This window comes from Micromonospora sp. WMMA1998 (assembly GCF_027497375.1).
In the GTDB taxonomy this organism is placed as follows: Bacteria; Actinomycetota; Actinomycetes; order Mycobacteriales; family Micromonosporaceae; genus Micromonospora; species Micromonospora sediminicola.
On sequence record NZ_CP114911.1, the window covers coordinates 1,820,570 to 1,834,621 of the forward strand.

At 69.9% G+C, this 14,052-nt stretch carries 12 protein-coding genes; 11 read left to right on the forward strand and 1 reads right to left on the reverse strand.

What is annotated here, in order from left to right:
• Nucleotides 1–46 precede the first annotated feature (46 nt).
• The 7 genes from O7600_RS07915 to O7600_RS07945 are packed head-to-tail and all read left to right on the forward strand — an operon-like array spanning nt 47 to nt 6,941.
• The gene (locus O7600_RS07915) at nt 47–1,876 is read left to right on the forward strand and encodes a non-ribosomal peptide synthetase (protein ID WP_281593037.1); all 1,830 of its coding nucleotides are present in this window, start codon (nt 47–49) and stop codon (nt 1,874–1,876) included.
• Nucleotides 1,877–1,892: 16 nt separating this feature from the next.
• Nucleotides 1,893–2,087 carry an MbtH family NRPS accessory protein gene (locus tag O7600_RS07920; protein ID WP_091606459.1) on the forward strand — a complete coding sequence of 65 codons (195 nt, stop codon included), beginning with the start codon at nt 1,893–1,895 and terminating at the stop codon, nt 2,085–2,087.
• 29 nt (nt 2,088–2,116) lie between these two features.
• Nucleotides 2,117–3,400, forward strand: a complete 1,284-nt coding sequence (locus O7600_RS07925) for an acyltransferase domain-containing protein (protein WP_281593038.1) — start codon at nt 2,117–2,119, stop codon at nt 3,398–3,400.
• On the forward strand, nt 3,385–4,539 hold the full coding sequence (locus O7600_RS07930) for an acyl-CoA dehydrogenase family protein (RefSeq protein ID WP_281593039.1): 1,155 nt from the start codon (nt 3,385–3,387) through the stop codon (nt 4,537–4,539). The genes O7600_RS07925 and O7600_RS07930 overlap by 16 nt, the downstream gene beginning before the upstream one ends.
• A gap of 40 nt (nt 4,540–4,579) precedes the next feature.
• On the forward strand, nt 4,580–5,779 hold the full coding sequence (locus O7600_RS07935) for a hypothetical protein (RefSeq protein ID WP_091606468.1): 1,200 nt from the start codon (nt 4,580–4,582) through the stop codon (nt 5,777–5,779).
• 3 nt (nt 5,780–5,782) lie between these two features.
• A complete protein-coding gene (locus tag O7600_RS07940) occupies nt 5,783–6,688 on the forward strand; it encodes a 3-hydroxyacyl-CoA dehydrogenase NAD-binding domain-containing protein (protein WP_281593040.1) in 906 nt (301 codons plus the stop codon).
• A gap of 1 nt (nt 6,689) precedes the next feature.
• Nucleotides 6,690–6,941 (forward strand): phosphopantetheine-binding protein, encoded by a 252-nt coding sequence (locus tag O7600_RS07945; RefSeq protein WP_091606476.1) that lies wholly within the window; start codon nt 6,690–6,692, stop codon nt 6,939–6,941.
• Nucleotides 6,942–7,010: 69 nt separating this feature from the next.
• Here O7600_RS07945 and O7600_RS07950 read toward each other — a convergent pair whose 3' ends face one another.
• Entirely contained in the window at nt 7,011–7,487 is a 477-nt protein-coding gene (locus tag O7600_RS07950; protein ID WP_281593041.1) for a hypothetical protein, read from the reverse strand.
• A gap of 550 nt (nt 7,488–8,037) precedes the next feature.
• Between O7600_RS07950 and O7600_RS07955 the strand changes: the two genes are divergently transcribed.
• Genes O7600_RS07955 through O7600_RS07970 form a run of 4 tightly spaced genes read left to right on the forward strand, consistent with a single transcriptional unit; the run spans nt 8,038 to nt 14,014 of the window.
• Complete coding sequence (locus O7600_RS07955; RefSeq protein WP_281594089.1) at nt 8,038–9,267, forward strand: Zn-dependent hydrolase; 1,230 nt, start codon at nt 8,038–8,040, stop codon at nt 9,265–9,267.
• Nucleotides 9,264–10,745: a lyase family protein gene (locus O7600_RS07960; protein ID WP_281593042.1), complete on the forward strand. Its 1,482-nt coding sequence runs from the start codon at nt 9,264–9,266 to the stop codon at nt 10,743–10,745. Before O7600_RS07955 ends, O7600_RS07960 begins: the two co-directional genes overlap by 4 nt.
• Nucleotides 10,735–12,969 (forward strand): pyridoxal-phosphate dependent enzyme, encoded by a 2,235-nt coding sequence (locus O7600_RS07965; protein WP_281593043.1) that lies wholly within the window; start codon nt 10,735–10,737, stop codon nt 12,967–12,969. Before O7600_RS07960 ends, O7600_RS07965 begins: the two co-directional genes overlap by 11 nt.
• Nucleotides 12,953–14,014, forward strand: a complete 1,062-nt coding sequence (locus tag O7600_RS07970) for a GntG family PLP-dependent aldolase (protein WP_281593044.1) — start codon at nt 12,953–12,955, stop codon at nt 14,012–14,014. The genes O7600_RS07965 and O7600_RS07970 overlap by 17 nt, the downstream gene beginning before the upstream one ends.
• Nucleotides 14,015–14,052: the final 38 nt, after the last annotated feature.

Genomic DNA, 14,052 nt, shown 5'->3' on the forward strand with positions numbered 1-14,052 from the left:
GGGATCGAACAGGGCCTCGATAGGTCGACCGGGCAACGTCGCCGGCATGACCAAGCCAAGGGCCATCCTGCACTCGGCCGTCGTGGCGCAGAGTGACCGGACGCCGGATGCGATCGCCGTGATCGACGGGAACACCGCCCTCACCTACCGCGACCTCGTCTCGGGAGCGGATCGGATCGCCGGCGCCCTCGTCGCCGGGGGAACCCGTACGGACGACGTGGTGGCGATCGTGCCGGACCGGTCGGCGGCCATGGTGACGGCGCTGCTCGGGATCCTCCGCGCCGGCGCGGCCTACCTGCCGATCGAGCCCGGCACCCCACCGGCCAGGACCCGGCAACTGGTCGCCGACGCGCGGGCCCGGATCTGTCTGGCCGGGCCCGGCGAGATCGCCAGCACGGCCGAGGCGCTCCGGTCGGTCGCCGTCGTCCTGCCGTTCAGCGTCGCCGGGCCCACCCCGGGACCCGCACTGCCGGACGTCCACCCGGACGGCCTCTGCGCCGTCTACTACACGTCCGGCTCGACGGGGCACCCGAAGGGGGTGGCCTGCACGCACCGGGGCTGGACGAACCGGATGGACTGGATGCAGCGGCACCACCCGCTGAGTCCCGCCGAGACGGTTCTGCACAAGACGACGTTGACCTTCGACGACGCCGCGGTGGAGCTGTTCTGGCCACTGGCCGCCGGTGGCCGGACCGCGATGCTGGCGCCGGGCGCGCACCGTGACCCTCGCGCGATCATCGACGCGGCGATCAGGTACGAGGCGGTACACCTGAACTTTGTACCGTCGATGCTGGAGCTGGTCCTCGACGAGCTGACCGACGCCGATGTCCACCGGTTGCACCGACTCCGCAGCGTGCTGTCCAGCGGCGAGGCGCTGCCCGCCCGGCTGGCCGAGCGGTTCCTGGCCCGCTTCGGGGACACGGTGACCCTCGACAACACCTGGGGCGCCACCGAGGTCTCGATCGACTCGACCTGTCATACCTGCACGCCTGAGGACCGCTCCGGGCCGGTCGCCTCGGTCAGCATCGGCGGTCCGATCGACCGCAACGAGGTCCTGGTCCTCGACGACCGCATGCAGGCTGTCCCGGACGACGAAGCGGGCGACCTCTACATCGGCGGAATCGGCCTGGCCCGCGGTTACCTCCACGCGCCCGGGCGCACGGCGGCAGCCTTCCTGCCTCATCCGTGGCGGCCCGGCGAACGGGTGTACCGCACCGGCGACCGCGGCCGCCGTGACCGTGCCGGCCGGCTCCACTATCTCGACCGTCAGGACCGGCAAGTCAAGATCCGCGGGGTACGGATCGAGCTGGGCGAGATCGAGGCCGTGATGCGGGGATACGACGGAGTGTCCGATGCCGCCGCGACCACCTGGCGCGGGCCGTCCGGCGACGCCCGTATCGCGTTGTTCCTGGTGGTCGACCAGCCTGGCCTGACGGCCGCCCGGCTGCGCGAGCATGCCGCCGCGACCCTTCCGGGATATGCCGTGCCGTCGGCCATCGAACTGCTCGACCACCTGCCCCGACTGCCCAGCGGCAAGCTCGACCGGCAGGCACTGCCGACGCCTGCGGCGGTCGAGCAGGACGAGCACGTGGCCCCCCGGACACCACCGGAAAAGGTGGTGGCCCGGATCTGGGAGGACATGCTGGGCGCCCCGCGGGTAGGCGCCACCGACAACTTCTTCGCTCTCGGCGGGCACTCCCTGCTGGCCATCCGGACCACCAGCCAGATGATCCGCACCTTCGGCACCGACATCCCGATGAACCTGCTCTTCGAGCATCCGACGGTGGAGGCGGTGGCCGCCCGTATCGAGGAGCTGGTCGAGCGCCAGGTCGCCGCCCTGAGTGACGAGGACGTGCTGCGCATGGCGCGCAGCTGACCGGAAGGACAACGAGATGAGCACCACGGAGCAGTTCCAGGTCGTGATCAACGACGAGGAGCAGTACTCCATCTGGCCGCTGCACCGGACCCCTCCGGACGGCTGGCAGCCCGACGGCACGACCGGCACCAAGGATGACTGCCTCAGCCACATCGACGAGGTGTGGTCAGACATGCGCCCGCTGTCGCTGCGCCGAAGCATGGACGGATAACCGACCCGGCGCGCGAAGGGGAATCCCGAATGACCGACACGACGAACATCCCATCGCCAGAAGCCACGGGCCCCAGCACCGTGGCCGCCGAGGGCTGGCTCCTGCGGCGACGACCCGGTGCGCCGGACGAGGATCGTGTCGTGGCGCTCGGACGCGATGCGGCACATTGCACCGAACTGCTCGACGGCGGGGATTCGTGGCTCGTCGCCCGTGGCCGGCCCGTCCCGCCTGCTTCGGTGGTGCTGATGTTCCCCGGCGTGGGCGACCAGCGTCCCGGTCTCAGCCGCGACCTTTATCACGCCGTACCCGCTTATCGGGCCGAGCTCGACCGGGTCAGCGAGATGCTCCGCCCCCTTCTCGATCAGGATCTGCGCGAGCTGCTGCTCACCGACGAGTCGGGCCCGACCGGGTGGTCCCTGCGGGAGCTCCTCCAGCGGGATGCCGGCGGTCCTCTCAGCCGGACCAGCCTCGCGCAACCGCTGGTCTTCGCCCTGGAGTACTGCCTCGCGCGGCTCCTGCTGCATTGGGGCGTCCGACCCGCCGTGCTGGTCGGATACAGCATCGGGGAGTACGTTGCGGCCTGCGTGGCCGGAGTGCTGGACATCCGGGACGCACTGACCCTGGTCACGCGCCGAGCGGCGTTGATCGAGGAGGTACCGGCCGGCGCCATGCTGGTCGTGATGCTGGATCCGGGCGACCTGGCCGAGCATCTCGGAGACGACCTGTGGCTCGCCGCAGTGAACGGCGCCGGGCTGTGTCAGGTGTCAGGGACGCCCTCGGCCGTCGCCCGGCTGGCGGAACGGCTGACCTCTGCGGGTGTCGCCACTCTTCCGGCGCCGGCCCGGCACGCCTTCCACTCCCCGCTGATGGATCCGGTCGCCCGGCCGCTGGAGCGTCTGCTGGAGAACATTCCCCTCACGCCGCCGAGCATCCCGGTGCTCTCCAACGTCACCGGTGACTGGCTGACCGACGAGGAATCCTGCTCGCCCGGCTACTGGGCCCGGCACCTCTGCCAGCCGGTCCAGTTCGCCGGCAACCTGGCGCGCATGTGGGGGATGCCGCGCGTGCTGGCGGTCGAGGTCGGTGCCGGGCAGATGCTCACCTCGCTCGCCAACCAGCACCCCGCGCGTCCCCGCGGCCCGGGGACACCACCGGTCGTCGCCACCCTGACCAGCCGCGGCAACGACCATGGCGAGGTGGCCGCGATGGCCCGGGTGCTGGCACACGCCTGGGCGAACGGCGCCTGGGAACCCACCGCGGCCGGATCCGGGCCGGCGGACGCCGAGAGGGGAAAATCATGGACTTCGCGCTGAACGAGGACCAACGCCGGCTGCGCACCGAGATCATCGAATTCGCGCAGGCACGCCTGGGCGAGCAGGCCGGTGCGAACGACCGCGAGGCACGGTTCGACCGTGCGGGGTGGGACGAGTGTGCCCGGTTCGGGGTGTTGGGCTGGCCCTTCCCGGCCGAGTACGGAGGCGCCGGACTGGATCCACTCAGCTGCGTCGTCGCCTTCGAGGCGCTCGCCTACGGATGCGCCGACAATGGTCTGGTCTTCGCGATCAACAACCACGTCTGGGCCTGCGCCGTGTACATCGCTGAGCACGGCACCCCGCAGCAGCGCAAGCAGTTCCTGCCGGGCCTGATCGACGGCTCGACGATCGGCGCACACGCGCTCACCGAGCCGGACGTGGGCTCTGACGCCCTGTCGGTGACCACCAGGGCCGTCGAGGAGAACGGTCAGTACCTCCTCACCGGAACCAAGTGTTTCATCAGCAACGCACCGGTGGCCGATCTGTTCGTGGTCTTCGCCGTTACCGAACCCGATGCGGCGCCGCAGGGGCGGCTGTCGGCCTTCATCGTCCCGGCGTCGACGTCGGGCGTCCGGGTCGTCCGCGAGATCGGTAAGGCCGGTCTGCGCGGGACCCCGATGGGCGAGGTCAGGTTCGAGGATTGCGTGATCCCGGAGGACTACCTGCTCGGCGCTGCCGGTGGCGGATACCGGCTCTTCACGTCGGCGATGGAGTACGAGCGCGGCTTCATGTTCGCCGCCCAGGTCGGCGCCCTCCAGCGGGTCATGGAGCGGTCCGTGGCGCATGCCAGTGCGCGCCGGCAGTTCGGCCGACCGATCGCCGCTTTCCAGGGCGTCTCACATCCCATCGCTGACATGCGAGTCCGTCTGGAGCTGGCCCGCCTGCTGCTGTACAAGGTCGGCTGGCTCAAGCGGGAGGGCCGGATGGCGATGCTGGAGGCGGCGATGCTCAAGCTGTACGCCAGCGAAGGTCTCGTCGATTCCGCTCTGGCAGCCCTGCAGATCCATGGCGCCCGAGGCTATGTCGAGGACCAGCCGATCGAACGTGAAGTACGCGACGCGCTGGCCGGCACGGTCTACGGCGGCACCTCGGAGATCCAGCGCAACATCATCGCTTCGCTGATCGGCCTGCCCGCATGAACAGCCGGCTCGCGACCTGTCATGCCCGAGGAGGCATCTCTTGACCACCCTCACCATCGCCATGGAACAGCCGCTGTCGTCTGTTTCCGCCGAGGAGTTCGGCCGCCGGATCTTCTTCGCCACCGCTGACATCCTCAACTTCCGCTTCGTCCGGAACGGCGATGAGGTCACCGCCGTCGACCTGACGGTGGCCGACCAGGGAGACGTCGACCAGGTCCGGCGCAAGGTCAACGCTGTACTGAACGACGATGTCCTGAGCCAGCTGACCCGTCCACCGAAGGTCATCTGGTCCTCCCCGGCCGAGCGTCCCGTCCCGGACGGGACCTTCGACCGGCTCATGGCCGACGGGGAGGCGTCGCCTTCCGGCCAGGGCCAGGTGGCGCTGGGCCCACAGATGCTGCACCTGATGGACGCCCTCGACGACACGATTCGCGACATCGTCGTGGACGAGTTCCGCGCGCGCGAACAGCGTTACCCGACGCTGATCCCGGCATCCGTGATGCACCGCTGCGGCTACCTGACGTCCTTCCCGCAGTACCTGATGTTCGTCAGCCGCCTGCACAGCGATCGAGACGTCTACCGCGACTTCGTGACGGACACCAGCACCGGCGGAGCGATGGTGCCCGATGTGCTCGACCGGTGCGCCGGCGTGGACTACTGCCTCCCTCCGACCATGTGCTATCACACCTTCCACCAGCACGCCGACGGAACGCTGCCGGAGGACGCCGGCGTGGTGACCGCCCGCGGCAAGTCGTTCCGCCACGAGGAGAAGTACCACAGCGGTCTGGAGCGGCTCTGGGACTTCACCATCCGGGAGATCGTCTTCCTGGGCGACCGCGACCATGTGACAGCCGGCCGGCAGCGCCTCCTCGACCGCATTCTGGGTCTCACCGAGGATCTCGGCCTCAGCGGCCGGTGCGAGGTGGCGAGCGATCCGTTCTTCGGCGATCTCGACGTGGCCGCCCGCGCCACCTCGCAGCGTCTGCTCGAGCTCAAGTACGAGCTGCGGCTCGACGTCGGCGGCAGCCGGGACATCGCGGTCGGGTCGTTCAACCTCCACGAGCGCACCTTCGGATCGGCCTTCGGCATCCACATGTCCGACGGGGAGGTCGCGCACTCCGCGTGTGCCGGATTCGGCCTGGAGCGGCTGGCCTATGCCGTCGTGTGCCAGCACGGACTCGACCCGGCCGGCTGGCCCGCCCGGGTCGCCGAGTTGCTCGCCGCGCCTGACGGCCGATAAGTCATGACAACTGACAGGGGATTACCCGTGCGAGAGAACATCGCCGTCATCGGGGCGGGAACCATGGGGATCGGCGTCTCGCACGCCTTCGCCGCCGGCGGCCACCACGTGACCCTGGTGGACATCGGCAAACCCGCTCTCGACCGAGCGGCCGAAGAGATAGCGCGTAACGTGCGGCTCTTCGGCATGGTCGGTGGTACGCCGGAGAGCACACCGGGCGCAACGCTGGCGGCGATCACGTTCAGCACCGAGCTCGCTGACGTGGCCGACGCCGACTTCGTGGTCGAGAACATCACCGAGAACTTTTCGCTCAAGCAGCGGGTGTACCGAGAGCTGGACGAGATGTGCAAGCCCGCCGCGGTCTTCGGGGTCAACACGTCCGCGATCCCGATCACCCGCATCGCCGGGCTGACCGAGCGGGCCGACCGGGTCGTCGGCACCCACTTCATGAATCCGGTGCCGCTCAAGCCGGTGGTCGAGGTCATCCGCGGTTTCCACACCTCGCCCGAGACCATCGCCTTCACCCGTGACCTGATCTCCCGGCTCGGCAAGGACACTGCGGTGGTCGAGGACTCGCCCGGCTTCGTCACGAATCGCGCCATGATGCTGATGGTCAACGAGGCCATCTGCCTGTTGCAGGAGGGCGTGGCACCGGCGGCCGAGATCGACCGGCTCTTCGTCCAGTGCTTCGGGCACCGCATGGGACCACTGGCCACCGCCGACCTCATCGGCCTGGACACCGTGCTCTATTCGCTCGACGTCCTCCTAGAGAACTTCAACGAACCCAAGTACCGCCCGAGCCTGCTGCTGCGGAAGCTCGTCGACGCCGGTCACCTGGGCCGCAAGACCGGGCAGGGCCTCTTCGACTACCGCACCACGGACCCCACAACCGTTCCGGAAAGGAACTGACATGCAGAACCACCTGGACACGATCCGTGCGTTCGTCCGGCGGCAGGCCGACGGCATCGCCGACGACGAGGACATCTTCGCCAACGGTTACGTGAACTCCCTCTTCGCCGTGCAGGTCATCATGTTCGTGGAGCAGACGTTCGGCATCACGGTGGCCGGGGACGACCTCGACATCCGCAACTTCCGGTCCATCGCCGCGATCGACCAGTTCGTGGTCGACCACGCCGGTGATCGGCTGGTCGCCCCGCTGTAGCCCTCGTCCCGCACGACGAACTGGCCGGCTGCCCGTGGGCAGCCGGCCAGTTGGTCTGTGGCGGTGAGGTCACCCAGCCGGCGGGGAAACCGGGGTGGCGACTGCCAGTAACGACCGCATCACCGCCCTGGACGAGCGCATCCGGGCGGCCAGTTCGTGCAGCGCCAGCAGCAGGTGCGCGTCACCGGAGTGGTAACGCAGCACACTGATCCGGATGAGCGGGCCCATCACCGGATCCAGCGGGCGGTCACGCTCGAGGTTCAGCCGCGTGCGGGCGGCCTCGTCCTCGATGTCGATCTGATGGGTCTCCACATAGACCTCCGGCGCTACGGGGCACGGCTCGTAGCGCCAGCCACCCTGGTCACGACGGACCCGATCGGCCAGTTCGGGTACGTCGTCGATCAATCGCTGTTGGGCCGCCGCCAGACTGTCGACACTTATCCCGTCGGACGCATAGCGGACGACGACCCGGCGGAACCGCCGCGACGGCCCGTCCCGCAGATCCTGCAGGAATAGATCGACCTCCGGCGGCTCCAGATAGCGCATACGGTGGTCACTCCCCCTCGGCGATGCGGTCCGACGCGGTGGCCGGCGGTCGCTGCTGAAGCCGTCCCACCGACACCACGACCGTCACGATTGTTGTACGAACCATGGCTTTCGCCGGGCTTCCGCCTCGGTCGACCGTCGGCCTGCGATCGCGTCCTCATGACGGCACGAGCCGACAGCACGCCGATAGGCCCGGCAGTGAGTATCGGTGCTGCACCACCCACCGGCTGGTGTGAACCGGCTTGTCGAGAGGGCGGCGGATAGACATGTTCACTATGGCGGCAGCAGCACCAACGCCGTTGTCGGTCTGCGTACTCGGCGGCGCGAACAGCAGCCAGGACCGCAGCGCGCCCGCCGCCGCCGACCGATTCGGGCGCCGGTCGGGTGGACGCGGTCACCGCATCACCTGTGGCGGCAGGTCCGGGCTGACGGATCTCGTGGCGTGGTCCGCGCACCTGGCCGGCCCCGACACCACCTCCGCGCTGACCGCGGTCGAGGGAGTCCAGGCGGCTGGAGGTGCACGGTGCTGAAACTCAACCAGACGGCTTCCATGATCGACCGTCGGCGGTTCCTGTCCCACCTGGCGGAGCTGGCCCGATTCGGCGCGGACGAGCTGGGCGGAGTGTCTCGGACCGGCTTCAGCGAGGCGGATCACGCCGCCCGGCGATACCTCTGCGAGCGCTCGCGGATGCTCCGGTTGCGCGCCACCGTCGACGCGGCCGGGAACCTCTTCATCGGACGCCGGGAGGCGGACCGGGACCGGCCGGTCCTGCTGTTCGGATCGCATCTCGACAGCGTGGTGCACGGCGGCCGGCTCGACGGGGCATACGGCGTCGTGGCCGCCCTGGAGACCTTGGCACGGCTGGACGAACGAGACGGCTCCTTTGCGTACGAGCCGGTGGCGGTCGCCTTCGCCAACGAGGAGGGCGCCGAGTTCGGGTACCCCTTCTTCGGATCGAAGGCGATGGTCGGTCCCATCGAACATGCCGAGCGTCTGGTGGACAGCGCCGGGCTTCCCCTGCGCGACGCCTTGCGGGCTGCCGGGGGCGATATCGACGCCCTGTCCTCGGCCGTGTGGCCGGCCGGCCGGCTCGGCGGCTTCCTCGAGCTGCACATCGAACAGGGCCCGGTGCTGCAACGGGCCGGTGTCCCGCTCGGATTGGTCGAGGCGATCACCGGGCGCCACATCTTCGAGATCACGGTCACCGGCGAGCAGAATCATGCCGGAACCACCCCGATGGACGATCGGCACGACGCGCTCGTAGCCGGTGCCCGCCTGACGCTCGCCATCGAGGACATCGCCCGGGTGCGCCGGCTCTGCGCCGTCTCGACGGTGGGCCGTTTCGATGTCCGGCCGAACGTGACCAACGTGATCCCGGGCGCCGTCACCTTGACCGTGGAGATCCGGGACGGCTCACTCGATCGGCTGGCGAACGCCGAACGCGCCGTCCTGGCGGCGGTGGCCGCGCTGGGACCCGGCATCGACGCGCGGGTGGACGTCCGCATGCGCGCCGCTCCCGTCCGCACCGACCACCGGCTCAGCGCCGCGATCACCGACGCCGCGGCCGAGCACGGACTTCCCGTGCTGACGATGCACAGCGGCGCCGGTCACGACGCGCAGATCGTCGCTGCGGCGGGCCCGGTCGGAATGATCTTCGTACCCAGTCGGGACGGGATCAGCCACTCCCCCCGTGAGCACACCGAGCCGGAACATCTGCTGGCCGGGGCGGACGTACTCCTGACCACGGTGCGTCGCCTGTTGGAGGGGGCGGACCGGTGAGGTTCACCGGGCGTGTCGACGCTCCCCCGGCCGACGTCCTGCACGAAGAGATCCTGCGCCCGCAGTTCGAGAAGGAAGCCCGCACGCTCCTGCCCTGGTACGTGCTGATCGAAAAGGTCCTGTTGCTGGAGTACCGGCGAATGGGGTTGATCGACGACACCCAGTCGGCCGCGCTGGTCTCTCGGCTGAACGAGCTGACCCCGGAACAGATCACCGCCGATCCGGAGGGCAACATGTCCGACCTCGCGTTCGCCATCGAACGGTACGTCCAGGGCGGACCGGAACCTGTGCCGGCCGCATGGCACGTCGACCGCAGCCGCAACGATCTCCAGGCCTGCGCCCAACTGCTGTACGGCCGATCGCAGCTCGCCGCGCTCATTGAGAGTCTGGTCGGTCTGGCTCGGGCCGCCGCCGACCGCGCGGCGGCCGGCGTCGACCTGCCGATGCCCGGATACACACACCTGCAGGCCGCTCAGGTCGTCACGCCCGGCTTCTACCTTGCCGCCCTGGTCGAGGAGTCGCTGCGGACCATCCGGCAGATGCGTGCGACCTACGACGCGGTCGACGAGTGCCCGCTCGGCGCCGGTGCGATGGCCGGTCAACAGCTGGACTGGGACCTGCCCCGCATGGCGACGCTCCTGAGTTTCGATCGGCCGACCCGGCACGCCCTGATGGCGGTGGCCTCCCGTGGGTGGGCGCTGCGTGTAAGCGGGGATCTGTCCGCCTACGGGGTGGTCCTCAGCCGCTTCGCCACCGACCTGATGGCGTGGGCCAGCGGCGCCTACCGCCTGGTGGACCTTCCGGACTCGATGGTGGGCATCTCCTCGTCCATGCCGCAGAAGCGCAACTTCCCGGTGCTCGAACGGATCCGTGGCCGGAGCGCACACCTGACGGCGCTGCACCTCGATGTGGCCATGGTCCAGCGCGCGACTCCGTACGCCAACATGGTCGAGGTTTCCAAGGAGGCTGGTAGTCACCTGAATGCGCTGTTCGCCCAGGCTGGATCGGTGTTCCGGCTGACCAGCACCGTGCTCGCCGAGCTCCGCTTCCGGCCCGAGCAGATGCGGGATGCGTGCGCCGGTGACCACCTCGGCGGCTTCCGGCTGGCCAATCTGCTCACCCTGAGAGCGGGACTGCCATGGCGGCACGCGCAGGTGGTGGCCGGTCGGTACATCGCGGCGGCCGTCGACGCGGGCCGCTCCCCCGGCGAGCCCGACGGGCCGCTGTTGCGCAGGCTGGCCGCCGGCTACCCGGTGACGGAGCCGACGGACCTGCTGACCGAGGCGTTCGACGTGGACGCCGACCTGGCGTCACGGACGTCCGACGGATCAACCGGTCCGGACGCGGTACGTCGCCTCCTGGCCGTCCAGTGCGCCGAACTCGACGAGCACGCGGCATGGGGACGGCACCGCCGCTCCGCGACGACCTCTGCGGTGAACGCCGTGGAAGACCAACTGCGAGGACACCATGTTGTTTGACTCGGTGACGGCGGCGATCGGACATACCCCGCTGGTCCGGCTGCGGATTCCGGCAGCCCCCGGGGTGCGGGCGTACGCCAAGCTCGAGATGCAGAACCTGATGGCGATGAAGGACCGGGTGGCCAAGGAGGTCGTCCTGCGCGCACGCGAGGCCGGCACGCTGGTCGACGGCGCGCCGATCGTGGAGAGCTCGTCCGGCACCATGGCGCTGGGGCTGGCGCTGGTGGGCAACCATCTCGGTCATCCGGTCCACATCGTCACCGATCCCCGGATCGATCCGATCACCCTGACCAAGCTCGAGGCGCTGGGCTGCGCGGTGCACGTCGTCGAGGCGATGACCGGAGCGGGCTGGCAGAGTGCCCGGCTGGAACGCCTCGCTCACCTGATGGACGACCTGCCCGGTGCCTTCTGGCCGCAGCAGTACCACAACCCGCACAACCCGCTGGCGTACCGCGCCCTGGCGGACGAGCTCCTGGAGGACATCGATGGCCTCGATGTGCTCGTCGGCGCGGTGGGCAGCGGCGGTTCGCTGTGCGGGACCACGGCGGCGCTGCGCGCCGACCGGCCGGAGCTGACCTCCGTCGGCGTCGACGCCGTCGGCAGCATGCTGTTCGCCCAACCGGACCGTCCCGAGCGCCTGCAGAGCGGACTGGGCAACAGCCTGCAACCGGACAACATCGACTACGCCGTGCTCGACGAGGTGCACTGGCTGTCCGATGACGAGGCGTTCGCCGCGACCCGGGCGCTGGCCCGGGAGCAGCAGATCTTCGCCGGCAACACTTCTGGTTCGGTGTACCGGGTCCTCACCCACCTGGCCCGGCAGGCCGCCGAAGGGACGACGCTGGTGGGCATCTTCCCCGACCGCGGCGACCGGTACGTGGAGTCGGTCTATCGGCACCGGCCGGAGACGCAGCCTCGTAGCCACCCGGTGCGGGTTCCGTACGGCACCGTGGTGACCGCCTGGTCGTTCGCCGAACTCGGGCGGAACCACCGCCGTCAGCTCGGCTTCATCGAGGCGAACACCACGGGCACCGGCATGACGGCCATTCGGACGGCCGCCCGCCTCGACGTGGAGCCGGTGTTGTTCACCAGCTCGCCCCAGCGTTACCGCGGGCTGCCCGACGTCCGCGTCCGCACCGTGGTCTGCGACACCGACGACACTGCGGAGCTGGCCCGGACGATCAAGGCGAACCTCTCGTCGCCCGCCGGCATCGCGACCACCAGCGACTTCTACCTGCCGCAGGTCAGCGAGCTGACCGCCTCGTTCGACCTGCCGGGCAACCCGCCGGAGGCGATCGCCGTGTGCCGCGACAAGGCGGCGACACGGCGGATGCTGAGCGCGGCCGAGGTGCGCCAGCCCGGGTACGCCGTGGTCGCCGCCACCGACGAGATCCCGGCCGCGATCGCCGTGACCGGCCTGCCGTGCGTGGTGAAGCCGATCGACGACTCCGGCTCGAACAACGTCCGGCTCTGCCACGACCTCGCCGAGACGGCGGACCAGGTCGAGTGCATCCTGGCGGTCACCACGAACGTGCGCGGCCAGGCGACCGCCAGGCTGGCACTGATCGAGGAGTACGTGGCGGGGCCGGAGGTGTCGGTGGAGATGTTCAGCCACGACGCCACGGTCACCTGTCTCGGCGTCACGGCGAAGTCCACGCTCGCACCGCCGCACTTCGTCGAGGCACGGCACGTCTTCCCCGCGGCTCTTCCGCCGGCCCTGCACGCCGAGGTGCTGACCTTGGTCACCCGTGCCCTGTCCGCGGCGGGTATCCGGGAAGGCGCGACGCACACCGAGGTACGGCTCGGCTCGGCAGGCCCGTCCATCGTCGAGATCAACGCGCGCCCCGCCGGCGGCATGATCCCCGAGCTCGTGCGGCTGGCCACCGGGGTGGACATCGTCGAGCAACACCTGCGCGCGGCGTGCCGGCTCCCGGTCCAGCTCAGTCCGGCACGGGACCGCACCGCCGGGATCGCGTTCCTCACCGCCGGTCGCACCGGCCGGCTCACCGCCGTCGAGGGCACTACTGCGGCCCGCCGGACGCCGGGCGTGGTCGACGTGGCGGTGACGGCCGCACCCGGGACCGCCGTTCGTCCGCCACGTAACGCCTATGACCGGCTCGGGCACGTCATTGCGGTGGGCAGCTCCGGCCACGAGGTCAGCGAGGCGCTGGACGCCGCACTCGGATATCTGCGAATCGAGGTCAACCATGATCGAACTGCGTAGTGACACCTTCACGCTGCCCTCTGCCGCGATGCGCTCGGCGATGGCCACCGCCCCGCTCGGTGACGACGTCTACGGCGAGGACCCCACCGTGCTGCGACTGGAGCGACTGGCCGCCGACCGCCTCGGCAAGGCAGCCGCCTGTTTGATGCCGAGCGGGACGATGGCCAATCTGGCTGCGCTGATGGCTCACGCCCCGCGCGGGGCCAAGGCGATCGTCGGGTCGGAATCCGATATCTATCTGTACGAGGCGGCCGGCGCGACGGTATGCGGTGGCATCTCCTACGAGCCGATCCGCAACCTTCCCGACGGCACTCTGCCACTGGCCTCGATCGCCGCGGCGTTCCCGGAGGACGACGAGGATCCACAGTTCGCCCCGGCGGCGGTCATCTGTCTGGAGAACACGCAGAATCGCTGCGGCGGGGTGGTGCTACCGGACGGGTACGCGGCCGAGGTCGCCGCGCTGGCCCGGACCCGCGGCGTCGCGGTGCACCTGGACGGTGCCCGGATCTTCAATGCCGCGGTGGCGCGCGGCGTACCGCCGGCCGAGCTGGCCCAGCACGCCGACACGGTGCAGTTCTGCCTGTCCAAGGGGCTCGCCGCACCCATCGGTTCAATGGTGGCCGGCGACGAGGCCACGCTGCTGCGGGTCCGCCGGATCCGCAAGATGCTCGGCGGCGGAATGCGACAGGCGGGCGTGATCGCCGCTGCCGGCATCCTGGCGATCGACGAGGCGGCCGAGCGTCTGAGCACGGACCACGCCCACGCGCGGCTGATGGCCGAAGGGCTGGCCGCGATCCCGGGTGTCACGCTGGACCCACCACAGACCAACAGCATTCTTTTCCGGGTCGCGGGACGGGACCCGGAAGAGGTCGTGCGGATGGCCGCCAGTGCCGGCGTCGCCGTCAACACCTTCGGGCACGGCCGGATCCGCGCGGTCATCCACTGCGGCGTCACCACCGGTGACGTGCACGAGGCGGTGAGCCGCCTCGCCAAGGTGATCACCCATTCCGAGCCGAGGCTGAACGGCGCCGGGAGCCCACGGTAGACAGTCGTGCCATCACACCGCCCCACCCGTCGAGGAGT